The 25,580-nt window shown below is 71.9% G+C and carries 26 protein-coding genes; 13 read left to right on the forward strand and 13 right to left on the reverse strand.

Annotated elements, in window-relative coordinates:
- Nucleotides 1-15: 15 nt before the first annotated feature.
- From SXIM_RS17660 to SXIM_RS17685, 6 genes are all read right to left on the reverse strand, one after another.
- On the reverse strand, nt 16-1,296 hold the full coding sequence (locus SXIM_RS17660) for a ketosynthase chain-length factor (protein WP_046724656.1): 1,281 nt from the start codon (nt 1,294-1,296) through the stop codon (nt 16-18).
- The gene (locus SXIM_RS17665; protein WP_043177048.1) at nt 1,293-2,564 is read right to left on the reverse strand and encodes a beta-ketoacyl-[acyl-carrier-protein] synthase family protein; all 1,272 of its coding nucleotides are present in this window, start codon (nt 2,562-2,564) and stop codon (nt 1,293-1,295) included. Before SXIM_RS17665 ends, SXIM_RS17660 begins: the two co-directional genes overlap by 4 nt.
- Before the next feature lie 151 nt (nt 2,565-2,715).
- Nucleotides 2,716-3,369, reverse strand: coding sequence for a sulfotransferase family protein (locus tag SXIM_RS17670; RefSeq protein WP_030728510.1), 654 nt, complete (start codon nt 3,367-3,369; stop codon nt 2,716-2,718).
- A gap of 84 nt (nt 3,370-3,453) precedes the next feature.
- Entirely contained in the window at nt 3,454-3,909 is a 456-nt protein-coding gene (locus SXIM_RS17675; protein ID WP_046724657.1) for a carboxymuconolactone decarboxylase family protein, read from the reverse strand.
- The gene (locus SXIM_RS17680; protein ID WP_234306787.1) at nt 3,906-4,661 is read right to left on the reverse strand and encodes a gamma-glutamyl-gamma-aminobutyrate hydrolase family protein; all 756 of its coding nucleotides are present in this window, start codon (nt 4,659-4,661) and stop codon (nt 3,906-3,908) included. The genes SXIM_RS17675 and SXIM_RS17680 overlap by 4 nt, the downstream gene beginning before the upstream one ends.
- Before the next feature lie 352 nt (nt 4,662-5,013).
- Nucleotides 5,014-5,427 (reverse strand): VOC family protein, encoded by a 414-nt coding sequence (locus tag SXIM_RS17685; protein WP_030728503.1) that lies wholly within the window; start codon nt 5,425-5,427, stop codon nt 5,014-5,016.
- A gap of 128 nt (nt 5,428-5,555) precedes the next feature.
- On the opposite strand from SXIM_RS17685, the gene hemG reads away from it, so the two are divergent.
- A complete protein-coding gene (hemG, locus tag SXIM_RS17690; RefSeq protein ID WP_030728500.1) occupies nt 5,556-7,010 on the forward strand; it encodes a protoporphyrinogen oxidase in 1,455 nt (484 codons plus the stop codon).
- Nucleotides 7,011-7,311: 301 nt separating this feature from the next.
- Here hemG and SXIM_RS17695 read toward each other — a convergent pair whose 3' ends face one another.
- The gene (locus SXIM_RS17695; protein ID WP_046724658.1) at nt 7,312-9,096 is read right to left on the reverse strand and encodes an FAD-dependent monooxygenase; all 1,785 of its coding nucleotides are present in this window, start codon (nt 9,094-9,096) and stop codon (nt 7,312-7,314) included.
- Nucleotides 9,097-9,202: 106 nt separating this feature from the next.
- Entirely contained in the window at nt 9,203-9,472 is a 270-nt protein-coding gene (locus SXIM_RS17700) for an acyl carrier protein (RefSeq protein WP_030728494.1), read from the reverse strand.
- Nucleotides 9,473-9,704: 232 nt separating this feature from the next.
- Here SXIM_RS17700 and fabG point away from each other — a divergent pair, with 232 nt between their 5' ends.
- From fabG to SXIM_RS17745, 9 genes are read left to right on the forward strand one after another with little or no spacing between them, the layout of a single operon-like run.
- Complete coding sequence (fabG, locus tag SXIM_RS17705) at nt 9,705-10,490, forward strand: 3-oxoacyl-ACP reductase FabG (protein WP_030728491.1); 786 nt, start codon at nt 9,705-9,707, stop codon at nt 10,488-10,490.
- A gap of 17 nt (nt 10,491-10,507) precedes the next feature.
- Nucleotides 10,508-11,377, forward strand: a complete 870-nt coding sequence (rfbA, locus tag SXIM_RS17710) for a glucose-1-phosphate thymidylyltransferase RfbA (protein ID WP_046724659.1) — start codon at nt 10,508-10,510, stop codon at nt 11,375-11,377.
- A 54-nt stretch (nt 11,378-11,431) separates the two neighbouring features.
- Entirely contained in the window at nt 11,432-12,370 is a 939-nt protein-coding gene (locus tag SXIM_RS17715; protein WP_030728486.1) for a putative sugar O-methyltransferase, read from the forward strand.
- Nucleotides 12,367-13,383, forward strand: coding sequence for an NAD-dependent epimerase/dehydratase family protein (locus SXIM_RS17720; RefSeq protein ID WP_046724660.1), 1,017 nt, complete (start codon nt 12,367-12,369; stop codon nt 13,381-13,383). Before SXIM_RS17715 ends, SXIM_RS17720 begins: the two co-directional genes overlap by 4 nt.
- Nucleotides 13,370-14,095 carry a class I SAM-dependent DNA methyltransferase gene (locus SXIM_RS17725; protein ID WP_030728483.1) on the forward strand — a complete coding sequence of 242 codons (726 nt, stop codon included), beginning with the start codon at nt 13,370-13,372 and terminating at the stop codon, nt 14,093-14,095. Before SXIM_RS17720 ends, SXIM_RS17725 begins: the two co-directional genes overlap by 14 nt.
- On the forward strand, nt 14,092-15,201 hold the full coding sequence (locus SXIM_RS17730) for a DegT/DnrJ/EryC1/StrS family aminotransferase (RefSeq protein WP_046724661.1): 1,110 nt from the start codon (nt 14,092-14,094) through the stop codon (nt 15,199-15,201). The genes SXIM_RS17725 and SXIM_RS17730 overlap by 4 nt, the downstream gene beginning before the upstream one ends.
- Nucleotides 15,202-15,226: 25 nt before the next feature.
- Entirely contained in the window at nt 15,227-15,826 is a 600-nt protein-coding gene (locus SXIM_RS17735) for a dTDP-4-dehydrorhamnose 3,5-epimerase family protein (RefSeq protein WP_030728479.1), read from the forward strand.
- Nucleotides 15,823-17,232 (forward strand): NDP-hexose 2,3-dehydratase family protein, encoded by a 1,410-nt coding sequence (locus SXIM_RS17740; RefSeq protein WP_046724662.1) that lies wholly within the window; start codon nt 15,823-15,825, stop codon nt 17,230-17,232. Before SXIM_RS17735 ends, SXIM_RS17740 begins: the two co-directional genes overlap by 4 nt.
- 13 nt (nt 17,233-17,245) lie before the next feature.
- Nucleotides 17,246-18,223: a Gfo/Idh/MocA family protein gene (locus SXIM_RS17745; protein ID WP_030728475.1), complete on the forward strand. Its 978-nt coding sequence runs from the start codon at nt 17,246-17,248 to the stop codon at nt 18,221-18,223.
- Between the two features lie 60 nt (nt 18,224-18,283).
- Here SXIM_RS17745 and SXIM_RS17750 read toward each other — a convergent pair whose 3' ends face one another.
- From SXIM_RS17750 to SXIM_RS17770, 5 genes are all read right to left on the reverse strand, one after another.
- Nucleotides 18,284-19,318, reverse strand: a complete 1,035-nt coding sequence (locus SXIM_RS17750) for a glycosyltransferase (RefSeq protein ID WP_030728471.1) — start codon at nt 19,316-19,318, stop codon at nt 18,284-18,286.
- Nucleotides 19,319-19,511: 193 nt separating this feature from the next.
- Nucleotides 19,512-21,902 (reverse strand): ATP-binding cassette domain-containing protein, encoded by a 2,391-nt coding sequence (locus SXIM_RS17755; protein ID WP_030728468.1) that lies wholly within the window; start codon nt 21,900-21,902, stop codon nt 19,512-19,514.
- A gap of 119 nt (nt 21,903-22,021) precedes the next feature.
- On the reverse strand, nt 22,022-22,822 hold the full coding sequence (locus SXIM_RS17760; protein ID WP_030728465.1) for a VOC family protein: 801 nt from the start codon (nt 22,820-22,822) through the stop codon (nt 22,022-22,024).
- Nucleotides 22,823-22,907: 85 nt separating this feature from the next.
- Nucleotides 22,908-23,318, reverse strand: coding sequence for a VOC family protein (locus SXIM_RS17765; RefSeq protein WP_030728462.1), 411 nt, complete (start codon nt 23,316-23,318; stop codon nt 22,908-22,910).
- Between the two features lie 87 nt (nt 23,319-23,405).
- Nucleotides 23,406-23,822, reverse strand: a complete 417-nt coding sequence (locus SXIM_RS17770) for a VOC family protein (RefSeq protein WP_030728459.1) — start codon at nt 23,820-23,822, stop codon at nt 23,406-23,408.
- Nucleotides 23,823-24,140: 318 nt separating this feature from the next.
- On the opposite strand from SXIM_RS17770, the gene SXIM_RS17775 reads away from it, so the two are divergent.
- Genes SXIM_RS17775 through SXIM_RS17785 form a run of 3 tightly spaced genes read left to right on the forward strand, consistent with a single transcriptional unit; the run spans nt 24,141 to nt 25,549 of the window.
- The gene (locus tag SXIM_RS17775; protein WP_030728456.1) at nt 24,141-24,920 is read left to right on the forward strand and encodes an alpha/beta fold hydrolase; all 780 of its coding nucleotides are present in this window, start codon (nt 24,141-24,143) and stop codon (nt 24,918-24,920) included.
- Nucleotides 24,920-25,177 (forward strand): hypothetical protein, encoded by a 258-nt coding sequence (locus SXIM_RS17780; protein ID WP_030728452.1) that lies wholly within the window; start codon nt 24,920-24,922, stop codon nt 25,175-25,177. Before SXIM_RS17775 ends, SXIM_RS17780 begins: the two co-directional genes overlap by 1 nt.
- 45 nt (nt 25,178-25,222) lie before the next feature.
- On the forward strand, nt 25,223-25,549 hold the full coding sequence (locus SXIM_RS17785; protein WP_030728449.1) for a TcmI family type II polyketide cyclase: 327 nt from the start codon (nt 25,223-25,225) through the stop codon (nt 25,547-25,549).
- Nucleotides 25,550-25,580 lie beyond the last annotated feature (31 nt).

A 25,580-nucleotide genomic window follows, 5' to 3' on the forward strand; every position in this document is an offset into this window, starting at 1 on the left:
CTTTCTCCCAAGCGGTCAGTGGTCGGCTGGTGCCGGGGTCCGGCGCCGGGTCGCCCCCGGTCCCCGGACGGCCGCTACCGCGCCTCTTCCCGGGGGGCGCAGCACCATCGCGGAGTTGAAGCCGCCCCGGCCCCGGGCGATCACCAGCGCCGCCCCCGGCTGCCAGGGCCGGGGTGCGTCGAGGACCAGGTCGAGCGAGGCGGCGGCCGGGGTACGGACGTTGATGGTGGGCGGGATGAGCCCGTCGCGGATCGCCAGCAGGGCGCACGCCAGATCGGCGGGGGCGCCGCCGGAACTCATCCGGCCGGTCATCGTCTTGGGGGCGGTGACGGGCACCGCACCGGGCCCGAAGACGGCCTCGATCGCCTCGGCCTCGACCCGGTCCTCCCGGAGGGTGCCCGCGCCGTCGGCGAAGACCACGCGGATGTCGGACGGATCCACGGCGGCGTCCGCGAGTGCCGTCTCGACGGCGCGGCGCAGGCCCGGTTCGCCGCCGTGCCGGGCGGCGGCGTCGAACGTCGCCCCGTACCCGGCGATCTCGCCGTACACCCGGGCGCCGCGGGCGCGGGCCGCTCCGGCCTCCTCGATGACGAGGATGGCGCCGCCCTCGCCGGGCACATGGCCCTGGGCCCGGGTGTCGAAGGGCACGTAGGCGGTGTCCGGGTCGTCCCCGGTGCTCAATCCCCTGCCGCTGATGCGCGAGACCCAGCCGTAGGGGCAGAAGGAGCTGTCGACGCCCCCGGAGACGATGAGCCGGGCACCCTTGCGGATGTTCCGCCGGGCCTGGGCCACGGCGTCCAGCCCGCCCGCCTGGTCGCCGACCACGACCCCGGCCGGGCCGCGCAGGCCGTGCCGGATGGAGATCTGCCCCGTGTTGACGGCGTAGAACCAGGCGAAGGACATGTAGACGCTGACGTGTTCGGGGCCCGCGGTCCACAGCTGGTCCAGCTCCCGCTGCCCGTACTCGAAGCCGCCGAACGCCCCGGCCGTCGTCACCCCCATCTCGGTGCTCTGGTACGCGTCCGGCTCCAGCCGGGCGTCCGCCAGTGCCCAGTCGGAGGCCGCCAGGGCGATCTGGGTCATCCGGTCGGTCTGCGGGATGAGCCGGCTGGGCAGATGGTCGGCGGGGTCGAAGCCGGGCAGCTCGCCGCCGAGCCGGGAGGGGTAGCCGCTCACGTCGAACCGGCTGACGGTGCCGATGCCCGACTCCCCGCGCAGGGTCGCCGACCAGAAGTCCTCCGTGCCCAGGCCGTTGGGCGCCGCGACGCCGATCCCGGTGATGGCTGTGGTGGTCATAGCGGGCGTCTCCCGGGTCGGGTGAGGATCATGGCGCTCTGGAAGCCGCCGAAGCCGCTGCCGATGTTGAGGACGGCGCCGAGCCGGCGTTCGCGCGCGTGCAGCGGCACGTAGTCCAGGTCGAGTTCGGGATCGGGGTCGGTGAGGTTGGCGGTCGGGGGGATGACGCCCTGGTCGATGGCGAGCGCGCAGGCGGCGATCTCGATGGAGCCGATGGCGCCGAGCGAGTGCCCGATCATCGACTTGATGGAGCTGACCGGGGTGTCGTACGCGTGCGGGCCCAGGGCCCGCTTCAGCGCCGCGGTCTCGTGCCGGTCGTTCTGTTTGGTGGCGGTGCCGTGCGCGCTGACGTAGTCGACGGCGTCGGCGGGCAGCCGGCTCTCCGCGAGCGCCGCGTCGATGGCGGCGGCCATCTCCGCGCCGTCGGGCTTCAGACCGGTCATGTGGTACGCGTTGGTGCGGGAGGCGTAGCCGGTGATCTCCGCGTAGATCCTGGCATCGCGCTTCCTGGCGTGCTCCTCGGACTCCAGCACCAGCACCGCGGCGCCCTCGCCGAGGACGAAGCCGTTGCGGTTGCGGTCGAAGGGGCGCAGCGCGTGAGCGGCGTCGCCGTTGTTGGGCGAGGTCGCCTTGATCGCGTCGAAACACGCCACGGTGATGGGGGAGATGGGGGCGTCGGTGCCGCCGGCCAGCATGATGTCGGCGGAGCCCTCCCGGATGAGGTCGGCGGCGTGGCCCACCGCGTCCAGGCCCGAGGTGCAGCCGGCCGAGACCACGGTGACCGGGCCCTGGGCGTTGACCTCGCGGGCGATCTCGGCGGCCATGGAGCCGGGCATGTAGTGGTCGTACAGATGCGGGTCGGCGTAGGTGTGGTCCAGGACCCACTCCCGGCCGGTGTCGCTGAGTACCAGGTACTCCGACTCCAGCTTGCAGGTGGCGCCGGTGGCGGTGCCGAGGCTGACGCCGACCCGGGTGGGGTCGAACCGCCCCGGCTCAAGGCCGCTGTCGGTGACCGACTCCCGGGTGCCGGCCAGCGCGAACTGGGCGGCCCGGTCCAGCCGCCGGATCTCGCGGTGCGACAACTCGGCCTGCACCGGGTCGAAGTCGACCTCGGCGGCGATCCGCGACCGGAAGGCCGCCGCGTCGAAGGCGGTGATCCGCCGGGTGGCGGTGCGCCCGGAGGTGATCGTCTGCCAGAACGCCTTGGTGCCCACCCCGCCGGGCGCCACCACTCCCAGACCGGTGATGACCACGCCGCGCCCGCTCACCGTGACCCCGCCACGCTGGACCTCACAACCCGCATGCTCACCGGCTCCTGCCCTTCGTGGTCGGTACGGATGTCCGCGGTCGACGCCTGGGCCGACTTCTTCTCCGAGCGTGCGGTCCTGTCCTGGAGAGCCGCTCGAAGCCGGACGGAGTTCAGCCCGCGCTCCCGCCCATGCCGCGGATCACCTTGAGCATCGACGCCGTGTCGTTGACGTGCGGGAAGTCCTCGCCCCGGGGCGCGGGAACGCCGAGGAAGGCGCACAGCGGCTCCCAGCCCTGCGTCACGTCCCACACCAGGAGGTTGTCGGCGCCGACGGTGTCGATGACGCGCTGGTTGTGGCGGTGGTAGACGTCGATGGCGAACGCCTTGTCCTCGAAGCGGCCCTCGAACAGGCCCTGCCACACGAGGGTGTTCGTCAGCCGTCCCATGCGGGCCGGCCGGGAGCCGGGTGGCGCCGGGTTCCGCGCGCCTCGCACCGCGAACTGGTACAGGGTGTCGTAGGTGCTGCGGTACCAGCTGTCGGGGTCCCGGACGGTGAGCATGATCTTCGCGTCGGGGAAGGCCGCGGCGATGTCCGGGTAGTAGAGCGCGCAGGGGCCGTCGACGGCGGAGGTGTAGCCGTCGAACACGGCCGTCCAGTCGGCGGGCTGCCCGTCGCAGACGATCCTCTCCCACTGGGCGAGACGTTCTTCGCTGCCGACGATGTCGAACATGTGGAAGCAGGCCCCGAACCCCAGCTTCTCCAGGGCCACCTGGAGCGAGGTCGTTCCGGTGCGGCCCAGGCCGGCGTTGATGAGCTTCAGCAAGGCGATCTCCGTTTCCTTCGGGTGCCGGCCACCCGGGTCGGGACCGGCCGGTCGGTGCGGGGACGCGGGTGGCCCGCCCGGCGTTCAGCTGTAGTCCCCGGGGACCTGCCGGGTGGTGACGTTGACGCAGTTCCAGAGGTTGACGAGGCCGATCTGCAGGACCAGGACGCCCAGTTCCCGTTCGTCGTAGTGCCGGGCCGCCTCGTCCCACACGGCGTCCGGGACCGTGTGCTCGCCCTCGCTGAGCCGGCTGGCGCTCTCGGCCAGGGCCAGCGCGGCGCGTTCGGCCGCGCTGTAGCAGGGGTCCTGCCGCCACCGGTCCATCCGCAGCAGGCGTGCGTCGGTGGGCCGGCGTTCCGCGCCCTCGCCGGTGTGCGAGGGGATGTCGATGGGGCGGCCGTTGACCTGGCTGACGCACAGCCGGATGAGGTCGAGCGTCAGCTGCGGCACCCCGGCGTTGTTGAGGACCTTGGTCACATCGAGCAGGGGCCGCAGGGCGTCGGGAACGATCAACGAGGGGTTGGTCATCCGTGCCGTCATCGCTTCGTCTCCTGGGGGTCGGGATGGTTCCTTGGCTCCGGGCCGCGGCGGCGCGCGGTGGCGTGGGTGGCCGCCGCCGCGGCGAACGCCCGGTGCAGCGGCTCGTCCGCCACCTGACCCGCCTCCCACTGCACGCCGACCACGAACGGGAGATCGGGCGCCTCCAGCGCCTCGACCACGCCGTCCGGTGTCCAGGCGGTGGCGGTCAGCCCGGTGCCGATCCGGTCGACGGCCTGGTGGTGGTGACAGGCGGTCTCCGGCGGGTCGTCGCCGTAGACGGCGGCGATCCGGCTGCCGGGCGCGGCCTTCAGCGGCTGTCTGCCGAAGTCGTGGGCGGTGGTGCGCGGCTGGTGGCCGTCATCGCCGGTGATCTCGGGCAGATGCTGGTGCAGGGTGCCGCCGTGCCGGACGTTGAGCAACTGCATGCCGCGGCAGATCGCCAGGACCGGCAGGCCGGCCCGGTACGCGGCGTCCAGCAGGGCGAGTTCCCCGGTGTCCAGGGCCCCGCCGACGGCGTGCGTGGTGGGGTGGGCCCGCTGGCCGTACAGTGCGGGGTCCACGTCGGGACCGCCGGGGATCAGCAGGCCGTCGAGCCGGGCGACGAGGTGTGCGGCGCCGGGCAGCGGAGGGATGACCACGGGGACGCAGCCCGCCGCGGCGAGCAGTTCCACATGCGGCTGGATGGCGAGACTGACGGTGATGTCGAGCCCGCGCAGGGTGACCGGCGCGCGCCGTGCGCTGATGCCGATCACGGGCCCTGGGGTGTTGTTCCGCGCACCTGCCGCATCCTGCGACGCCGAGTTCATGGACACCCTCGTCATTCCCGTCGAACTGCCCCGGACCGGGCCGTTCCAGCGGTCCGCAGGCATGGGTGACGGCGGTCCGTGCTGCTGGATTCCCGGATTCGGGGCGAGCGTAGGTCCGCGCCGTGACGGGTCGCAACGAACGCGTGAACCGTCCCGGGAGCGTTCAACCGGGGAAGGCGCGCAGTCGGAACGGGACGGTGGCGGGCACGCCGACACCCCGGTCACCTGGCTGGCGGCGACCGGGGCGGTGCGGGGGAGGGGCGCGGCGTGCGGCGCGTGGGTCCGGCTACGGCTACGGCTACGGCTGTGACTGGCTGAAACGCAGCATGTTCCCCGCCGGGTCGCGGAAGGCGCAGTCGCGCACCCCGTACGGCTGGTCCACGGGCTCCTGGAGCACCTCGGCACCGGCGGCGCGGATGCGCTCGAAGGTGGCGTCGCAGTCGTCGGTGTCGAAGATGACGCCGCGCAGCTGGCCCTTGGCCAGCAGCTGGGCCATGGCGTCCTTGTCGGCGGGCGAGGCGTTGGGGTCCGCCAGCGGCGGCTCCAGCACGATGTCCACGCCCGGCTGGTCCGGGGAACCGACGGTCACCCAGCGCATGCCCTCGAAGCCGACGTCGTTGCGGACCTCCAGCCCCAGGACGTCGCGGTAGAACGTGAGGGCCTTGTCGTGGTCGTCCACGGCGATGAAGCACTGCGAGAGGTTGAGGCTCATGCGTTCGATGCTAGGCGGCGGGGGCCGGCCGGGCTTCTCGAATCCTGACCGGTCGACTCCCGCTCGACCGAGACTCTCGCGGCCCCCCGCACACTGCGGCGACACCGGACTACGAAGGAGCGGGTGGCATGGCGGACAGCGGACGTGATCGGGCGGGCGAAGCGCCGCACGTGGTCGTCGTCGGGGGTGGCATCGCGGGTCTCGCGGCGGCGTTCTTCCTGCGGGACGAGCCGGTGCGGGTGACGGTCTTGGAGGGGTCCTCCCGGCTGGGCGGGAAACTCTCCGTCTCGGAGGTGGCCGGGGCCGCCGTCGACGAGGGAGCCGAGGGGCTGTACATCTACCGTCCCCGGACCACCGGGCTGATCGCGGACGCGGGGCTGGGCGAGAAGGTCGTGACGGCCTCCGCCACCTCGACGGCGATCTGGACCAGGGGCGCGCTGCGGCCACTGCCCACCGGCCAGTTCATGGGTGTGCCCTCCGACCTGGACGAACTCGCCGGTTCCGGGCTGCTCTCCGGCGTCGGGGTCGCCAGGGCCAGGGAGGACGCGCTGCGGCCCGCGGCCGAACGCGGGGGGGATGTGTCGGTCGCCTCGTTCGTCGCCGGGCGGCTGGGCCAGGAGGTGGTGGACCGGCTCGTCGACCCGTTCCTGAGCGAGGTGTGCTCCGGCCGCTCCGAGGACCTGTCGTTCGAGGCCATGCTGGCGCCGCTGGCCAACGCCTCCCGCAGCCACGCCTCACTCGCCGGTGCGGCCGGATCGCTGATCCCGCCGCCGCCCGCGCCGGGTGAGGAGCGCCCGCCCGGCATCGCCACCATCGCCGGCGGCCTGGGCACCCTGCCCCCGGTGCTCGCCGAGGCGGTCCGGGCCGCCGCGCCCGGATCCGCGGTACGGACCGGCACGACGGTCACCGCTCTGGCGCGTACCGCGGACGGCTGGCGGGTGACCGTCGACTCCGCGGCCGGCCCGGAGTCCCTCGACGCGGACGCCGTCATCGTCGCCACGCCCGCGGGCCCCACCGCGAAGTTGCTGGCCACGACGCCCGGCACCTCGGCCGCCGTCGCCTCGCTCGCCGACATCCCCTACACCGGCCGTACCGTGGTCACCCTCGCCTACCGCCGCGGCGCGCTGCCCGCCTCCCTCGCCGAACAGGGCGTGTGCGGCTACCGGGTGCCGGCGGTGGACGGCAAGCTGGTCAAGGCCGTCACCTTCTCGACGGTCAAGTGGCCGCACATGGCCGACGACGTGGACCTGGTGCGCTGCACGCTCGGCCGGGTCGGCGAGGAGGACGCGCTGCGCCGCGACGACGGTGACCTGGTCGCCGTGGCGGCGGCCGAGGTCGCCGAGGCCACCGGGTTGTCCGGCGGGCCGGTGGCGACCCGGGTCAACCGGTGGGAGGACGCGCTGCCGCAGTACACGGTCGGGCATCTGGAGCGGGTGGAGCGGATCCGCGCCTCGGTGGCCGGGATGCCGGGCCTGGCGGTGTGCGGCGCCGCCTACGACGGGGTGGGCGTCGGCAACTGCATCGCCAGCGCCCGCAAGGCGGCCCGTCAGATCGCCGGAGAACTGCGCAGGAAGGGCTCCTAGCGTCCTGAGCCAACGATCCCCGGGCCGTTCCTCGCGGACGGCCAGTGGGCTGTTGGCGACCGCGGAAAGTCAGCACCGGCGATGTTCGTGGACGCCACCGGATCCCGCGGCGCGCACCAGAGCGACGATCTACCTCATCATCTCCACTCGGGACACCAGGGCTCTGTTCGTCGGTGTCCTCGTCGGTGTCCGGCCCGCCCCGTGCCTGCGCACGGAAGGCGGGACGCCGAGTGCGCCCACCCGGTCGGTCGTGCCGACCGGGTGGGCGCCCTCACGTGATCCGGCTTTCGCCCGCGGCGGCTCACTCCCCCCGGGCGGGGGCGGGGACGCCGGCGCGGCCGAGGACCTGGGCGAGCGCGTCGGCCAGCGCCTCTTCCGGGTTCCCGGCACCGGCCGCACTGCGCCATGCGACATGGTTGTCGGGCCGCACCAGCACCGCGCCCTCATCCGTGATCTCCCGCACGGCGGCCCACCGGCCGTCCGCGTCGGTGTACTCGGCGCCCTCCCCGATCCGGGCGGTGACCACCGGGAGGGAGAACGTCTGCGCGAGCCGCACGGCAGCCTCACACCACGCCGTCCCGGCCGGCCCGGTGAGCAGCGCGAAGGCCGTGGCGTCGCCGGTCAGGTCGTGGGTCGACAGCCGGCGGCCCTCGTGCTCCAGCCAGGCGTGCGGCAGCACATGGCCGGGGCGGGTGGTGGGATGGTGCTCGTCGCGCATGGGAGCCCGGGGCGGTGGCCCGCTGCCGTCGGGCACGACCGCGCCCTCTTCGTAGCCGAAGCCGATCTCCAGGTCGTGCGCCTGACAGCCGCCCCGGTGGGTCTCGAACATCTCCCCGGCCCGGGCCCTGGCCAGCTCGCCCATCGGCGAGGTCTCGAAGTACTCGGTGAACGCCCGCTCCCGGCGCTGCGCCGGCACGCGCTGGCCGAGGCCGGTCGCGTTCATGATCGCCTGATGGTGAGTGGCCGCGGACACCGCCCACTCGACGTTGAGCCCGCACACCGGCCGGCGTTCCGCCTCGTAGCTGTCGAGCAGGCTGTCGGGCGCGCGCCCGGACAGCACGGCGGACAGCTTCCAGGCGAGGTTGTGCGCGTCCTGGATTCCGGAGTTCAGGCCGAGCCCGACGGTCGGCGGCTGGCGGTGCGCCGCGTCCCCGGCGAGCAGCACCCGGCCGACGCGGTAGCGCTCGGCGAGCAGCGCCTCCACGGTCCAGTTGGTCACGTGGTGGAGTGTCAGCTCCAGGTCGGGGATGCCCAGCACCTCACGGATCTTCGGGGCGATCTGCTCCTCGTCGAACTGGCCGGGGTCGCCCGGGTGGAAGTGCAGCACCCACTCCGCGCACTCCTTCCCCCACTTCGGCCCCATCTCGATGAGGTTTCCGGAGAGGTCGGGGTGGTGGGGGTTGAGGAAGTGCGTGATGAGCGTGCCCTCGTGCCACCACGGCGACAGATCCGCGGAGAAGTAGGCGGTCTTGACGTGCAGCAGCTTGGGCCGGCCCTGCATCGCCACCCCGAGTGCGGCCCCCACGGTGCGTCCGCCGTCGGCAGCGATGAGGTACTGGGCCGTGACGGTGGTGGTCTCGCCGGTGTCGGTCGCGCGGATCTCGGCGACGACCCGGTCGCCCTCGTCGCGGAATCCGACCATCTCGTGGCGGAAGCGGATCCGGCCGGGATTGCGCTGCTCCGCGTACTGTCGCAGGATCGGCTCCAGCCGGACCTGGGGCAGCTTGACGGGCAGCACCGGGCCGGCGGCCGCGTAGGACGCGCGCAGCGCGCCACCGCCGAACGCGTCCATCTCATGGACCACCCGGCCGTCCAGCGGCCCGTCCCCGGCGAGCGTGGTCAGCCAGCGAACCTGCCCGAACTCCTCCAGCGTCGCGCCCTGTTCGGCGATCGGGGCGTCGAGCCCGTGCTGGCGGTAGATCCCCATCGTGCGCTGGTTGAGGTAGTGCGCCTTGGGTATCCGCGAGGTGTCCGCGTGCCGTTCCACCAGCAGGTGGTCGACGCCGTGGTCGGACAGGAAGGTGGAGGCGGACAGTCCGCATCCCCCACCGCCCACAATCAGAACCGGGACCTCGATTGCCCCCATATTCTTCCTTCCAGAAGGTGTGCCGGGTCGGACTTGTGCTGTTCTTCGGTTTGTCCGGACGCGCGGAGTGCCGCGCGTCCGGGCGGTGCCGGTTTCCGCCCCCGGGTCAGGGGGTCCCGGAAACGGCGAGTTGGGCGTTCACGGCCTCGATCAGGGCGCCCGGGGTTTCCGCTTCGAGCAGTGTGGTGTCATCCAGCTTGATACCGAATTCCCGCTCGATGCGGCTTCCGGTTTCCAGCCGGGCCAGTGAGTCATAGCCGAGCTGGGTGAAATCGGTGTCCAGGGTGCTGAGATCGAGATCGGCCCCGTCGCTTTCGCCGGCGGCCGCGTGCAGGATGCGTCTGAGGTCGGTGACGGTGAATTCCCCGGATGCCATGGAGGCTCCTTCCCATGGGACCCTGCCGTTCGGTGGAGCGCAGGGTGACGGCGGTGCCCGACGGTAGGTCGGCGCATTACGGGAAATCAACTCCGGGACGGTGCGGATATCCGCCGTGAACGGTCACCGGGGAATCCGCCGTGACGCGGTCGGGCTGGTCCAGCGGCACTCGACCGAGATTGTGGGAATCGCTGCGACGCTGCCCGGACACCGTATCCACGAAGGGGCAGGGATGGCGGACAACGGAGAGCGCGTCGCACTCATCACCGGCGGTACGAGCGGAATCGGCCTCGCGGTGGCCGAGACCCTCGCGGACCGGGGGCACACGGTTTTCCTCTGCTCGCGGAACGCCGACGCGGTCGCGGAGACCGTCGGCAAGCTGCGGTCCAACGGCGGCCGGGCCGACGGTGTGGCGGCGGACGTCCGCCGCCCACAGGACGTCAAGCGGCTGGTGGCCACCGCCGTGGAGCGGTACGGGCCCGTCGACATCCTGGTGAACAACGCCGGCCGCAACGGCGGCGGCGTCACCGAGGGCATCAGCGACGAGCTGTGGTACGACGTCATCGACACCAACCTGAACAGCGTCTTCCTGGTGACCCGGGAGGTGCTCTCGGCCGGGAAGCTGCGCGAGCGCGGCTGGGGCCGGATCATCAACATCGCCTCCACCGGGGGCAAGCAGGGTGTGGTGCTCGGCGCCCCCTACTCCGCTTCCAAGCACGGCGTCATCGGATTCACCAAGGCCCTGGGCCTGGAACTGGCGAAGACCGGCATCACGGTCAACGCCGTCTGCCCCGGCTATGTCGAGACCCCGATGGCCCAGCGGGTGCGCGCCGGCTACGCCGCCCACTTCGAGACCACCGAGGAGGCGATCCTGGAGCGCTTCCAGGGAAAGATCCCGCTCGGCCGCTACTCCACCGCCGAGGAGGTGGCCTCGCTGGTCGGCTATCTGACCACCGACGCGGCGGCGCCCATGACCGCGCAGGCGATCAACGTCTGCGGCGGCCTCGGGAACTACTGAGGGCCGGGGGTGCGCTGGTGAAGGGAATCATCCTGGCGGGTGGTCACGGCACACGGGTGCACCCGGTCACGCTGGGGGTATCCAAGCAACTCCTGCCGGTCTACGACAAGCCGATGATCTACTACCCGCTGTCGGTGCTGATGCTGGCCGGCATCACCGACATCCAGATCATCTCCGCCCCGGACCAACTGCCCGCGTTCCGGCGGCTGCTGGGCGACGGATCACCGCTCGGCATCCGGCTGAGCTACGCGCGGCAGGACACACCGCGCGGCCTCGCGGACGCCTTCCTGATCTCCGCCGAACACATCGGGGACGACTCCGTCGCCCTGGCGCTGGGCGACAACGTCTTCCACGGGGCCGGGTTCGCGGGGGTCCTCCAGGAGGCCACCCGCCAGGTCAAGGGCTGCGTCCTGTTCGGCCACCCGGTGCGCGATCCGGAACGCTACGGGGTCGGCGAGGTGGACGAGCACGGCAACCTCGTGGCGATCGAGGAGAAACCGGCCAGCCCGCGGACCAATATGGCGATCACCGGGCTCTATCTCTACGACAACGACGTGGTCGATATCGCCCGGGGCCTCACCCCGTCCGCGCGCGGCGAACTGGAGATCACCGATGTCAACAAGGTGTATCTGGAACGCGGCACCGCCCGGCTGATTCCGCTCGGCCGGGGTTTCGCCTGGCTGGACACCGGAACACACGACGCCCTCATGGAAGCCGGGCAGTATGTGCAGGTTCTCCAGCGCAGACAGGGCGTACGCATCGCCTGCCTGGAGGAAATCGCCTGGCGCATGGGATACATCGGCCGGGAGGACTGCTACCGGCTCGGCAGGCAGTACGCCACATCACCGTACGGCCGCTACATCATGGCGATCTCCGAGGCCGGCTGAACACCCGGAACATTCCCGTTGCGACCGCATTCCGATGGCGAGGAAAAGAACACGATGGCAGACATCTATCAGGCCAGCCGGCAGTGGCAGCGGATCAGCCGGGACTGGGTCACCGCCGAGGCCGCCGTCGATCTGACCGACTTCAAATCCGGCCGGCCCAACCACAAGATATCCCTGTGGGACCCCGGCTCGAACGGCGTCCGCTACCTCAAGACGATGGTCCACAACCTGGCCACCCGGCTGGAGCCCGCCGACTGGGATCGGCTGCGCAACACCCGCAACCGGCACGTGGGCCGTCCGCACGCCGTGCGCTGGGAGGGCGAGGACATCTGCCTCGACTACCTCCAGGCCGTCCTCGAACTCGGCTTCCTCGCCCCGCGCACCGCCCTGGACGGCGCCGCGGTCCTGGAGATCGGCGCCGGCTACGGACGCACCTGCCACACCCTGCTCTCCAACCACGACATCGCCTCGTACTGCATCGTCGACCTGCCGACCACCATGCGGTTCAGCAAGCGGTACCTCGCCGAGGTCCTGGACGACGCCCAGTACGCGAAGATCCGGTTCGTCACCGTGGACGAGGTGGAGAGCGCGCTCGACGGACAGCGCTTCGATCTCGCCCTCAACATCGACTCGTTCGCCGAGATGCTGCCGCGCACCGCCCGCGGCTACCTCGACCTCATCGACCGCTGCTGCACCGCCTTCTACACCAAGAACCCGGTCGGCAAGTACCTGGACCCCTCCCTGGACGGTCGCCCCGAGGGCGAGGACGAACTGCTGCGGGCGGCCCTGGAGACCGGGCTCATGCGGCAGGTGCTCGACGTCCACGACAGCCGCGCGGTGCGTGCCGCGGTCCCCGCCTTCCTCACCGCGTACCGGCCGGGCCCCGGCTGGAGCCCGGCCGCCGACGCCTGGGCCGTGCCCTGGAGCTTCTACTGGCAGGTCCTCTACCGCAAGAACGGCACCGCGGACCCCACCCCGGCGGGCGCCTCGTGACCGCCGCCGGGGACGCGCCGCTGGTGACCGTGCTGGGCGCCTCCGGATATCTCGGCTCCGTGCTCACCGCCCGGCTCGCCGCCCAGCCGGTCCGGCTGCGCGCCGTGGCCCGCCGTCCCACGCCGGTCCCCCGGCACGCCGCCGCCATCGAGGTGCACACCGCCGACCTCACCGCACCCGGCGCGCTGGCGCCCGCCGTGGCGGACGCGGACATCGTCCTGCACCTGGGCAAGCACAGCGGCGGCTGGCGCGACGCCGAGCGGGACCCGGACAGCGAGCGGATCAACGTCGGGGTGATGCGCGACCTCGTCACCGTGCTGCGCGCACGGCGGCCGGCCGGCCCGCCCCCGGTGGTGGTGTTCGCCGCCACCACCTCGCAGATCGGCCTGCCGCCCGACCACCCCATGGACGGCAGCGAACCCGACCGCCCCGAGACCGCCTACGACCAGCAGAAGCTCGCCGCCGAGCAGCTGCTGAAGACCGCCACCACCGAGGGCGTCCTGCGCGGGATCAGCCTGCGGCTGCCCACCGTCTTCGGCCGCAGCCCGCTGTCCCCGGTACCCGACCAGGGCGTGGTGTCCACCATGGTCCGCCGCGCGCTGGCCGGTCAGCCGCTGACCATGTGGCACGACGGCACCGTCAAGCGCGACCTGGTCTACGTCGAGGACGCGGCCGACGCGTTCACGGCCGCCATGCGCCACCCCACGGGCCTCGCCGGCCGGCACTGGCTGGTGGGCACCGGGCGCCACGACACCCTGGGCGAGGTCTTCCGGACGGTGGCGGACGCGGTCGCCGCGCGCACCGGACGGCCGCCGGTACCGGTGACCTCCGTTCAGCCGCCCCAGGACGCCCCAGTCATCGATTTCCTCAGCACGACGGTCAACCCGGCGCCGTTCCGCACCGCTTCGGGATGGAGCGCGCGCACCGGGCTGCGGGACGCCGTGGACCGCACCGTGGCCGCCCTGCTCGACGGGAGCGGGGCCACAGGGAAGGAGCCCAGTGTACGGACGTGAAGTCGCCGAGATCCACGACGACCTGAACAGCAGCCGGGGCAAGGACTACCGGTCGGAAGCCGAGTACCTCGCCGAAGTCGTCCGCCGCCACCGGCCGGGAGCCCGCTCCCTGCTCGACGTCGGCTGCGGCGCGGGCGGCCACCTGGAGCACTTCGCCGAGCTCTTCGAGCACGTCGAGGGCCTGGAGTTGTCCCAGGACATGCTCGCCGCCGCACACGCCAAACTGCCCGCCGTGCCGCTGCACCCCGGTGACATGCGCGACTTCCGCCTGGAGCGGCGGTTCGACGCGGTCGTCTGCCTGTTCGGCTCGGTCGGCCACACCCGCACCGAGGACGAACTGCGCGACACCTTCGCCTGCTTCGCCCGGCACCTCACCCCGGGCGGCGTCATCCTCGTCGAACCGTGGTGGTTCCGGGACCGGTTCCTGGACGGCTACGTCTCGGGCGACGTGGTGAAGACGGGCAGCCGCACCATCGCCCGGGTCTCCCACACCGTCGGCTCCGGGGACTCCTCCACCATGCGGGTGCACTTCCTGGTCGCCGACCGGGAGAACGGGGTGCGGCACTTCGAGGAGACCTACGAGCACCGGCTCTTCCGCCGGGACCAGTACGCGTCCGCCTTCGCCGCGGCCGGCCTGGAGGCCCGGTACACCGAGGACGTCCAGGGCGGCCGGGGCCTCTTCGCCGCCGTCGTGCGCGAGGAGCGATCGTGACCATTCGAGTGTGGGACTACCTGGCCGAGTACGAGAAGGAACGCGAGGACATCCTCGACGCGGTGAACACCGTGTTCGCCTCCGGCCGCCTGGTGATGGGCGACAGCGTGCGCGGCTTCGAGGAGGAGTTCGCCGCCTATCACGGCACCGCGCACTGCGTCGGCCTCGACAACGGCACCAACGCCATCAAACTCGGCCTCCAGGCCCTGGGCGTGGGGCCGGGCGACGAGGTGATCACCGTGTCCAACACGGCCGCGCCCACCATCGTCGCCATCGACTCGGTCGGCGCCACACCGGTGTTCGTCGATGTCCGCGAGCAGGACTTCCTCATGGACACCACCCAGGTCGCGGCGGCCGTCACCGACCGCACCCGCGCCCTGCTGCCGGTCCATCTGTACGGCCAGTGCGTCGAGATGGGCCCGCTGCGCGCGCTGGCCCGCGAGCACGGACTGCGCATCCTGGAGGACTGCGCCCAGGCCCACGGGGCACGCCACCACGGTGCCCTCGCCGGCACCTTGGGCGACGCCGCCGCCTTCTCCTTCTACCCCACCAAGGTGCTGGGCGCCTACGGCGACGGCGGCGCCACCGTCACCGCCAGCGACGAGGTGGCCGAGCGGCTGCGGCGGCTGCGGTACTACGGCATGGCGGACCGCTACTACGTGGTGCAGACCCCCGCCCACAACAGCCGGCTTGACGAGGTGCACGCCGAGATCCTGCGCCGCAAGCTGCGCCGCCTCGACACCTACATCGCCGACCGCCGCGCCGTCGCCCGGCGTTACGCGGAAGGGCTGGCCGACACAGGTCTGACGCTGCCCCGGCTCGCCGAGGGCAACGACCACGTCCACTACGTCTACGTCGTGCGGCATCCGCGGCGCGACGCCGTCCTCGAAGGGCTGCGCGCCCACGGCATCGAGCTGAACATCAGCTATCCGTGGCCGGTGCACACCATGTCCGGGTTCGCGCACCTCGGCTACCGGCGGGGCGACCTGCCGGTCACCGAGCGGCTGGCCGGGGAGATCTTCTCCCTGCCGATGTATCCCTCGCTCCCGGCCGGGATCCAGGAGAAGACCATCAGCGCGCTGCGGGAAGTCCTCGGCGCGCTGTGAGCGGTTCGAGCCGAAGGGAGATCAGGTGAAGGCGGAAGAGCTCGCGGTCGAGGGTGCGCTGGTGTTCACCCCGCAGGTGTTCCCCGACCAGCGCGGACTGTTCGTGTCCCCGTACCAGCAGGAGGCGTTCACCCAGGCGCACGGGGCGCCGCTGTTCCGGGTGGCGCAGACCAATCACAGCAGATCGCGGCGCGGCGTGGTGCGCGGCGTCCACTACACCCTGACCCCGCCCGGCACCGCGAAGTACGTGTACTGCGCGGCGGGTGAGGCGATCGACATCGTCGTGGACATCCGGGTGGGCTCGCCCACCTTCGGCCGCTGGGACGCCGTGCGGGTCAACCCGCGCGAGTTCCGTGCCGTGTACTTCCCCGTCGGGGTCGGCCACGCGTTCATCGCGCTGGCGGACGACACCGTCATGTCGTACATGCTGGCCGCCCCGTACGTCGCCGAGTACGAGCTGGGCCTGTCGGTGCTGGACACGGAACTGGGACTGCCCATCCCGCCCGACATCGAGCCCGTCCTGTCCGAACGGGACGCCGCCGCCCCCACCCTGGCCGAGGCGGCCGAGGCCGGGCTGCTGCCCCGCTACGAGGAGTGCCTGGCCCTCGAAAGGAATCTCGCATGACCTCCGTGACGGCGGTGTACGAGCGGGCCGGCCGGTCGTTCACCGCCTCGGCGCTCGCCCCGGCCGCGGCCGACCGCCGGTTCTGGCCGTGGTGGCGGCAGCGGTCCCGCTCGCACCGCTTCGACGTGACACCGATCCCCTTCGGGGAGCTCGTCGACTGGCGGTTCGACCCGGCAACGGGCAACCTCGGGCACACCAGCGGGAAGTTCTTCACCATCGAGGGCCTGCGGGTGCGCAGCGACCACGGGCCGGTGCGGGAGTGGGACCAGCCCATCATCCATCAGCCGGAGATCGGCATCCTGGGCATCCTGGTCAAGGAGTTCGACGGTGTCCCGCACTGCCTGATGCAGGCCAAGATGGAGCCCGGCAACATCAACACCCTCCAGCTGTCGCCCACCGTCCAGGCGACCCGCAGCAACTACACCCGGGTGCACCGGGGCGGCCGGACCCGCTATCTGGAGCACTTCGTCGGCGAGGAGCGCGGCCGGGTCCTGGTCGACGTCCTCCAGTCCGAACAGGGCTCCTGGTTCTACCGCAAGCGCAACCGCAACATGGTCGTGGAGGTCACCGGAGACATCCCGGTGCACGACGACTTCCGGTGGCTCGCGCTGCGTGACGTGCTCGATCTGCTGCACACCGACAACATCGTGAACATGGACGCGCGCACGGTGCTGTCCTGCATGCCCTTCGCCGCACCCGGCGGCGACAGCGGTTCGCGCCACGCCCCGCCGGAGTTCCGCGCGGCGCTGGCCCGCTCCCTGGACCCGGCGGCCGGATCCGCGCACGATCTGACCGAACTCCTGAGCTGGTTCACCGGCGAACGGACCCGGCACGAGATGACGGCCCGGCTGATCCCGGCCGCCGGCATCAGCGGCTGGCGGCGCACCCCGCACGAGATCGCCCACGAGGAGGGCAAGCACTTCCGGGTGATCGGGGTCCGGGTCGAGGCGAGTTCGCGGGAGGTGCCCTCCTGGCGGCAGCCGCTGCTGGAACCGGTGGGCCGCGGTGTCATCGCGTTCCTCGCCAAGCGGATCGACGGGGTGGCGCATGTGCTCACGCACGCCCGCGTCGAGCCAGGATTCGTCGACACCGTCGAACTCGGCCCCACCGTCCAGCTCCTGCGGGAGAACTACACCGGCCTCCCGCAGCCCCGTTACCTCGACGACGTCCTGGGCGCCGACCCCTCCCGCATCCGCTTCGACGCGCTGCTCTCGGAGGAGGGCGGACGCTTCCTCGACGCCCAGAACCGCTATCTGGTGGTCGAGGTGGACGAGGACTTCCCGGCGCACTGCCCGCAGGACTACCGCTGGGTGACCCTGGGGCAGCTGAGCGGGCTGCTGCGGCACAGCCACTACCTGAGCGTGCAGGCACGCACTCTCGTCGCCTGTCTGCACAGTCTCTGGTGAAAGGAAGTACCGCATGCACGTGGTCCGCATGGGAGTCCTGGGGTGCGCGAGCATCGCGTTCCGCCGGGTCCTGCCGGCGATGCAGGAGGCCAAGGGCATCGAACTGAGGGCGGTGGCCAGCCGCGACCCGGCCAAGGCCCGCGTCTTCGCCGAGCACTTCGGCTGCGCGGCGGCCGCCGGATACGAGGACCTGCTGGCGCGCGAGGACATCGACGCGGTGTACGTGCCACTGCCCACCGGCCTGCACGCGTACTGGGTCAGCCGCGCGCTGGAGGCCGGCAAGCACGTCCTGTCGGAGAAACCCCTCACCTGGGACCGCTCCACCGCGCTCGACCTCGTGGACCAGGCCCAGAAGGCCGGGCTGTGGCTGATGGAGAACTACATGTTCCTCCACCACAGCCAGCACGAGACGGTGCGCGGGCTCGTCGCCGAAGGCCGGATCGGCGCCCCCCGGGTGTTCTCCGCCAGCTTCGGCATCCCCCCGCTGGCCCCGGCCGATGTGCGCTACGACCCCGGACTGGGCGGCGGTGCCCTGCTGGACGTGGGCGTCTACCCGATCCGGGCCGCCTCCTACTTCCTGGGCCCCGAACTGGATGTCATCGGCTCGGTGCTGCGGCTGCACCCGGACCGGGGTGTCGATGTGGCGGGGCACATCCTGCTGGCCACCCCGGCGGGGGTCACCGCCGAACTCTCCTTCGGCTTCGAGCACTCCTACCGGTCCTGGTACGGACTGTGGGGCGACCGCGGCCGGCTCACCCTGGACCGGGCGTTCACCCCGCCACCGGCCCGGCAGCCGCTGATCCGCATCGAGTCGCAGGACCACGCGGAGGAGCTGACTCTGCCGGCCGACCACCAGTTCAAGAACATCGCCGAGTTCTTCGCCCGCTCCATCCTCACGGGCGCGCACTACGAACCCCAGGCTCGCGCCATCACCCACCAGGCCGAGCTCGTCGACCGGGTGCGCTCGAACGCGGTACGGGTCACCGCCTGACCGCGCGCGGCGCGCGGCCCCGCCGGCCCGGCACCACCGGGCCGGCGGGGCTCCCCGGGTTCATCCGGCGGCCAGGCCCTCCAGCTCGGCGACCATCTCGTACGGCGTGGGCAGCGCGGCGATCTCCTGACGCAGGGCCGCGGCCCGCTCCGCGTAGGCCGGATCGGCGAGGATCTCCCGGCAGCTCTCGGCGATGACCTCGCCCGGGTCCTCTTGCGGCCGGTCGTCCGGCACCACCGTGCGGGCGCCGCCGAAACCGGTGAACGCGCGGGCGATCTCCTTCGCGTAGTTGTTCTCGGGGGTGATGAGCTGCGGTGTCCCCGCGGCGGCCCCGGTCATGGCGGTGGCCGCGCCGCCGTGGTGCACCATCAGATCGCAGGTGGGGGCCACCACGTCCAGCGGCAGCCAGCCGACCCGGACATCGCCGAGTTCCGTGCCGAACTGCTCGGCCGCCCCGGGGGGCGCCGCGACCAGCACCTCGGCCCCGGTCAGCCGCAGCCCGTCCACCAGCCGCCGCGTGGAGTCGCCGGTGTTGCGCAGCTTGGCAGCGCGGGTCCCGGCGGTGATCAGCACCCGGGGGCGCCCCTTGGGCCGGGTGTACATCCACGGTTCGAGGCGCAGCTGGCGGTTGCGGGGAACCCAGCGCATGGGCCGGGCGCCCGGGGTGGGCGAGGGCCGCAGGGCCGGCGGGCACACATCGATGAACAGGGCGTGCTCCGGCGGCGCGTCCAGGCCCACGCGCTCCAGCAGCTCGGGGAGCGCGGGCTCCGGGCGCAGCGGCACGATGTCCCAGTACTGGCGTACGTAGGGAACGCCCAGATGCGCGGCGAGCAGCCCGGGAACGTAGGACAGGCCGCCCACCACCACATCGGGCGTCCAGTCCCGGGAGAGGTCCAGCAGCGCGTCCAGCCGGGCCGCGGCCTCCCCGGGATGGGGGACCGGGACCGCGGGGACACCGATGGCCTCGGCGGCCTCCAGCACCGGCTCGTCGACGGTGAGCAGGACGTCGTGTCCCGCGGTGCGCGCGGCCGTGGCGAGCGGGGCCATGGAGAAGACGGTCGAGTGGCTTCCCCCGGCGGTGAACAGAAATTTCATGGCGAGGCATTCGCTTCCCGTGAGACGGCGGGCCGATGTCGCGGCGCTTCGCATCGTCCCCGACCACGCCGTCCGTTCGCCATCCTCACCGTTCGCGCCGGGAGGGAGCCGGCGGCGGGAAGGCCGCCGGCCCCGGTTCAACCGCACGGGGGGAGACAGTCGAACGGGGCCGGCGGGGCTGGTGGGGGCGCCGTCAGGCGCCGACGTACGCGGCCAGGTGCTCGCCGGTGAGGGTGGAGCGTTCGGCGACCAACTGCGCCGGGGTGCCCTGGAAGACGACCTGGCCGCCGTCGTGTCCGGCGCCCGGGCCGAGGTCGATGATCCAGTCGGCGTGCGCCATGACGGCCTGGTGGTGGGCGATGACGACGACGCTCTTGCCGGCGTCGACCAGCCTGTCGAGCAGCCCCAGCAGCTGCTCCACATCGGCGAGGTGCAGGCCGGTGGTGGGCTCGTCCAGGACGTAGACGCCGCCCTTGTCGCCCATGTGGGTGGCGAGCTTGAGCCGCTGCCGTTCGCCGCCGGACAGCGTGGTGAGCGGCTGGCCCAGGCTCAGATAGCCGAGGCCGACATCGACCAGCCGGTCCAGGACGGTGCGGACCGCGGGGATCCGGGCCTCGCCCTCCCCGAAGAACGTCCGCGCCTCGGCCACCGGCATGGCCAGTACCTGGCTGATGTCCCGGCCGCCCAGGCGGTACTCCAGCACCGCCGCCTGGAACCGCTTGCCCTCGCACTCCTCGCAGGTGGTCGAGACGCCGTCCATCATGCCGAGGTCGGTGTAGATCACCCCGGCGCCGTTGCAGGCCGGGCAGGCGCCCTCCGAATTGGCGCTGAACAGGGCGGGCTTGACGCCGTTGGCCTTGGCGAACGCCTTGCGGACCGGTTCGAGCAGCCCCGTGTACGTGGCCGGGTTGGAGCGCCGCGAGCCGCGGATCGGGCTCTGGTCCACCGCCACCACCCCCGCACCGGCCGCACCCGGCCCCTGGACCAGCGAGCCGTGGATGAGCGAGCTCTTCCCGGAGCCGGCCACCCCGGTGACGACCGTGAGCACGCCCAGCGGGATGTCGACATCGACATCTTTGAGGTTGTGCGCGTTCGCCCCCCGGATCTCCAGCGCCCCGGACGGTTCGCGCACCGTGTCCTTGAGCGCGGCCTTGTCGTCCAGGTGCCGGCCGGTGAGGGTGTCGCCGGCGCGCAGCGCGTCGGCGGTGCCCTCGAAACAGATGGTCCCGCCGTCGGCGCCCGCGCCGGGGCCCAGGTCCACGACGTGGTCGGCGATCGCGATCGCCTCCGGCTTGTGCTCCACCACCAGCACGGTGTTGCCCTTGTCGCGCAGCTGGAGCAGCAGGTCGTTCATGCGCTGGATGTCGTGCGGGTGCAGTCCGGTGGTGGGTTCGTCGAAGACGTAGGTGACGTCGGTGAGCGAGGAGCCGAGATGACGGATCATCTTGGTGCGCTGCGCCTCACCTCCGGACAGGGTCCCCGATGACCGGTCCAGGGAGAGGTAGCCCAGGCCGATCTCCGTGAACTTGTCCAGCAGGTGCTGGAGGGAGGACAGCAGCGGCCCCACCGAGGGCTCGTCCAGCTCCCGCACCCACCGGGCGAGATCGCTGATCTGCATCGCGCACAGGTCGGCGATGTTCTTGCCCCGGATCTTCGAGGAGCGGGCCGCCTCGCTGAGCCGGGTGCCCTCGCACCCGGGACAGGCGGTGAAGGTGACCGCCCGGTCCACGAACGCCCGGATGTGCGGCTGCATCGCCTCCTTGTCCTTCGCCAGGAACGACCGCTTCACCTGGAGCACCAGACCCTCGTAGGTCATGTTCGTACCCCCGATCTTCACCTTGGCCGGCTCCCGGTGGAGGAAGTCGTGCAGCTCCTGTTCGGAGTAGTCGCGGATCGGCTTGTCCGGGTCGAGGAATCCCGACTCGCTGAAGTACCGCACCGACCAGCCGCCCGCCTTGTAGCCGGGCACCGTGATCGCGCCCCCGTTCAGCGACTTGTCCGCGTCGTAGAGCTGGGTGAGGTCGATGGCGGACGCCGTGCCCCGCCCCTCGCACTGCGGGCACATACCGCCGGTGAGCGTGTACGTCGCCTTCACCGTCTTCTTGTCACCGCGTTCGACGGTGACGGCCCCGGCGGCCTTCACCGAGGGGACGTTGAAGGAGAACGACTGCGGGGAGCCCAGATGGGGCGTCCCGAGCCGGCTGAACAGGATGCGCAGCAGTGCGCTGGCGTCGGTGACGGTGCCGACGGTGGAGCGCGGATTGGCCCCCAGACGCTCCTGGTCGACGATGATCGCGCTGGTCAGCCCGCTGAGGACATCGACGTCCGGTCGCGCCATGGTGGGCATGAAGCCCTGCACGAAGGCGCTGTAGGTCTCGTTGATCATCCGCTGCGACTCGGCGGCGATCGTCGCGAACACCAGCGAACTCTTGCCGGAGCCGGAGACCCCGGTGAACACCGTCAACCGGCGCTTGGGGAGGTCGATGCTGACGTCCCGGAGGTTGTTCTCGCGCGCGCCCCGCACCCGGATCACATCGTGGCGGTCGGCGGTGTGCAGCGCGTCGGTCCTCGTGGCCTTCGGCATCGTCTCTCCATCCATCGGTGCGGTCGCCCACGCCGCTCCCGTCGCGGCGGCGCCCCGGTGCGCCCGGGGCCGGGTGCTCCCCGGTCGGGGTGGGCCGCCCGGCCCCGGGGGCTCGGACCCTACGCGGCGGTCACCTTCCACAGGAAGCCGTCGGGGTCGGTGAAGTGGCCGCTGTACCCGTCCTCGCTCTCGCCGGCCTCGACGGCGATCCCGCCCCCGGCGGAGGCGGCGGCCGTCAGCGTCGCGTCGACCTCCTCACGCGATCCGGCGCGGCGGTGCAGCACCGCCGCCGCGAAGCCGGTGGCGCCGCCGTCCTCGACGCCCGCGTCCTTGGCCAGGGTGCCGCGCGGCATCAGGCCCAGCCGGCAGGTGCCGGAGTCCGGGTGGAAGTCGGCGTAGTGCTTGTAGTCCTTGTCGACCTTCATGCCCAGCGCCTCGTAGAAGGACTTGGCGGCCTTCATGTCGGCGACGCCCAGCAGGGCCGCCGTCTCGGTCGGCACGGCCGGCTCCGACACCGGGCCCTTGTCCTTCTTGTGCGGCGCCGCCACCTTCCAGATCGAACCGTCGGGCGCCCGGTACACCGCGGAGAACGCCCCGAACAGCGACTTCTTGGCCGGCTTCAGCACCGTCGCGCCGCCCTGGACCGCGGCGTCCACCACGTTCTTGACCTCGGTGGGCTGCTTGACGATGAAGGTCATGACATAGCCGCGGAACCCGGCGTCCGGGGCCGGGGTGTCCTTCTTCGCGTCGGCGGCCAGCGCCTCGTTGCCGTACAGGGCGAGCTGCCCGGTGCCGTGCAGGTCGAGGTTCACATGCCCGCCGTGTTCCTCGGCGGTGGGCGCGAAGGTCGCGGTGTAGAACTCCCGCGCGTCCTTCACCTCGGGAACGCCGAGACTCATGACATCGAGTGAGAGGGTCATCTTCTGCCTCCAAAGGCACGGGTGTGGGGTTGTGCGTGAACGTACACCTGGGCCTGACGCCGACTCAGTTGCCGCTCGCGAGGACCTAGCGGATCTCTTTGATGCGGACGTAGTTGCCCGCGGGGTCGCGGACGGCGCAGTCACGTCCGCCGTACGACTGCTCGGTGGGTTCCTGGACGATCTCGGCGCCCCGGTCCTTCAGCCGGCCGAAGAGGCCGTCGAGGTCGGAGGTGGCCAGCAGGACACCGGCGTAGGTGCCCTTGGCCATCATCTCGGCGATGGTGCGGCGTTCCGCCGGAGTGATCCCCGGATCGACGGCCGGCGGCTCCAGGACGATGGACGTGCCGGGCTGGCCCACCGGGCCGACCGTGATCCAGCGCAGCCCGTCGTACCCCGTGTCGTTGCGGACCTCGAAGCCGAGAACGTCGCGGTAGAAGGCGAGCGAGGCATCCGGGTCGCTGTGGGGGAGGAAGCTCGCGTGAATGGCGATGTCCATGCGACCACGCTAGGCGGCGGACGGCGCCGGGCGCTTCTCCGATCCTGACCGGTCCCGAGGCGACCGGATCCGGCCCCGCGCCCGAGGTCAGGACGTACGGGGCTGACTGAAACGCAGCATGTTCCCCGACGGGTCGCGGAAGGCGCAGTCGCGCACCCCGTACGGCTGATCGACCGGCTCCTGGAGCACCTCGCCGCCCGCGGCGCGGATGCGCTCGAAGGTGGCGTCGCAGTCGTCCGTGGAGAAGATGACGCCGCGCAGCTGGCCCTTGGCCAGCAGCTGGGCCATCGCGTCCTTGTCGGCGGGCGAGGCGTTGGGGTCCGCCAGCGGCGGCTCCAGCACGATGTCCACGTCCGGCTGGTCCGGAGAGCCGACGGTCACCCACCGCATGCCCTCGAAACCGACGTCGTTGCGGACCTCCAGCCCCAGCACGTCACGGTAGAACGCGAGGGCCTTGTCGTGGTCGTCCACGGCGATGAAGCACTGCGAGAGATTGATGCTCATGCGTGACATGTTATGCGCGGGGTGTCACCTTGGCCTGTCCGTTCCGCACCGGGCGCGGGTGGATCCTGACGACACAGGCGGTGATGACGGCTCTGGCCCGGTGCGACCTGGCGTGCTGGGCGCTCGGGATCTCGCGCTCCCGTTCGGGGCGGCGCGAGCCGAAGGAGCCAGGCGAGGTACGGCCGACCCGCGCGTCGGACGCGGGTCACCGACAGGCCGCCCCGCCGCAGTGCCTTGACCGAGGCTCGACCGGCGGTCAACCGCGCTGCCCGACATTGGCGGCGGGAGCACACGTCCAGTCGCGGTGAGGAGTGCGGAATGCGCAAGGTCGTTTCGCGGGACGGCACGACGATCGCCTACGAGAAGGCGGGTGAGGGCCCGCCGATCGTGCTGCTGAACGGCGGATTCCGCGATCACACCATCTTCGACTCGCTGGTGCCCGAACTGGCGCCGCACTGCACCACGTACGTCTATGACCGCCGGGGCCGCGGGCAGAGCGGCGACTCCCCCGAGTACGCCGTGGAGCGGGAGATCGAGGACCTCACGGCCGTCATCGGGGAAGCCGGCGGGCAGGCGGTGGTGTTCGCCGGGTCCTCCGGCGCCAATCTGGCCCTGGAAGCGGTCATCGCGGGCGCACCCATCACCAAACTCGCCCTGCACGAACCGTACTTCCGCATCGAGGGGTACCCGCAGCCGCCGGCCGACTTCCTGGAGCGGCTCAAGGACCTGCTGGCGCGTGACCGGCGCGGTGAGGCTGCCGAGTACTTCCTCGCCGAGCTGGTCGGGTTCGCTCCCGAGACCATCGAGCAGTGGCGCGGCACCCCGCTGTGGGCGACCAATGAGGCCAACGCCCACACCCTCCCCTACGACACCGCCATCTGCGGCGACTTCAAGGTCCCCGTCGAGCGGCTGGCCGATGTGCGCACGCCCGCGCTGGTGGTCAGCAGCGACGGCACCAGCGACTGGCTGAGCGCGGCGGCCCGTGCCACCGCACAGGCCCTGCCCAACGGCTGGGGGATGCAGCTGCCCGGCTCCTGGCACCGGGTGGAGACGGACATCCTCGGCCGGGTGCTGACCGGGTTCGCCCACACCCGCTAGTGGCGGCGCGGTTGAAGGCCGCCCTGAGGTCCTTCGTGGCCTTCCTGGGCGACGGATTCATGTGGAGCGGACAGCTGTGGACGGGCGTGCCCTGCGTCCCGACGCCGGCGGCCGCCCCCGACCCCGACCCGACATCCCCGCCCGACCCGGCGACCGCGCCGGGCGGAGCGGACGAACACCCCGGAGCGCCGCCCGGCGCACCGTTGTCCAGTGCGGAGCACGCCGCGTGGGCGGCGCTGCTCGAACGCCTGCGATAGCGGGCCGGGACGGCGCGCACACCCGACACGGAGGCATCGCCGCACATGCACAGCAATCTGATCGTGGCCAGGATGGCCCCGGAGTCCACCGCCGATGTGGCCCGGATCTTCAGCGCGTTCGACAGCACCGACATGCCGCACCGGATGGGAACCCGGCGGCGTCAGCTGTTCTCCTTCCACGGCCTGTACTTCCATCTCCAGGACTTCGACGGCGACAACGGCGGGACGCTCATCGAAGAGGCCAAGACCGACCCGCGGTTCATCCGCGTCAGCCAGGACCTGAAGCCGTACATCGACGCCTTCGACCCGGCGACCTGGCGGACGCCGGCCGACGCCATGGCGCAGCGCTTCTACAGCTGGGAGTCCGCGTGAGGTACGGGCACCGCGCCCGCACCGCGGCCGG

The sequence above is a fragment of the Streptomyces xiamenensis genome, from assembly GCF_000993785.3.
GTDB classification, from domain to species: Bacteria; Actinomycetota; Actinomycetes; order Streptomycetales; family Streptomycetaceae; genus Streptomyces; species Streptomyces xiamenensis.

Coding starts and splice junctions, on each gene's coding strand:
- SXIM_RS17770 (WP_030728459.1), bottom strand. CDS start 23,822: ATGAGCATCAATCTCTCGCAGTGCTTCATCGCCGTGGACGACCACGAC.
- SXIM_RS17745 (WP_030728475.1), top strand. CDS start 17,246: ATGCACGTGGTCCGCATGGGAGTCCTGGGGTGCGCGAGCATCGCGTTC.
- SXIM_RS17715 (WP_030728486.1), top strand. CDS start 11,432: ATGGCAGACATCTATCAGGCCAGCCGGCAGTGGCAGCGGATCAGCCGG.
- fabG (WP_030728491.1), top strand. CDS start 9,705: ATGGCGGACAACGGAGAGCGCGTCGCACTCATCACCGGCGGTACGAGC.
- SXIM_RS17765 (WP_030728462.1), bottom strand. CDS start 23,318: ATGGACATCGCCATTCACGCGAGCTTCCTCCCCCACAGCGACCCGGAT.
- hemG (WP_030728500.1), top strand. CDS start 5,556: ATGGCGGACAGCGGACGTGATCGGGCGGGCGAAGCGCCGCACGTGGTC.
- SXIM_RS17695 (WP_046724658.1), bottom strand. CDS start 9,096: ATGGGGGCAATCGAGGTCCCGGTTCTGATTGTGGGCGGTGGGGGATGC.
- SXIM_RS17785 (WP_030728449.1), top strand. CDS start 25,223: ATGCACAGCAATCTGATCGTGGCCAGGATGGCCCCGGAGTCCACCGCC.
- SXIM_RS17750 (WP_030728471.1), bottom strand. CDS start 19,318: ATGAAATTTCTGTTCACCGCCGGGGGAAGCCACTCGACCGTCTTCTCC.
- SXIM_RS17675 (WP_046724657.1), bottom strand. CDS start 3,909: ATGACGGCACGGATGACCAACCCCTCGTTGATCGTTCCCGACGCCCTG.
- SXIM_RS17700 (WP_030728494.1), bottom strand. CDS start 9,472: ATGGCATCCGGGGAATTCACCGTCACCGACCTCAGACGCATCCTGCAC.
- SXIM_RS17660 (WP_046724656.1), bottom strand. CDS start 1,296: ATGACCACCACAGCCATCACCGGGATCGGCGTCGCGGCGCCCAACGGC.
- SXIM_RS17775 (WP_030728456.1), top strand. CDS start 24,141: ATGCGCAAGGTCGTTTCGCGGGACGGCACGACGATCGCCTACGAGAAG.
- SXIM_RS17740 (WP_046724662.1), top strand. CDS start 15,823: ATGACCTCCGTGACGGCGGTGTACGAGCGGGCCGGCCGGTCGTTCACC.
- SXIM_RS17760 (WP_030728465.1), bottom strand. CDS start 22,822: ATGACCCTCTCACTCGATGTCATGAGTCTCGGCGTTCCCGAGGTGAAG.
- SXIM_RS17685 (WP_030728503.1), bottom strand. CDS start 5,427: ATGAGCCTCAACCTCTCGCAGTGCTTCATCGCCGTGGACGACCACGAC.
- SXIM_RS17755 (WP_030728468.1), bottom strand. CDS start 21,902: ATGCCGAAGGCCACGAGGACCGACGCGCTGCACACCGCCGACCGCCAC.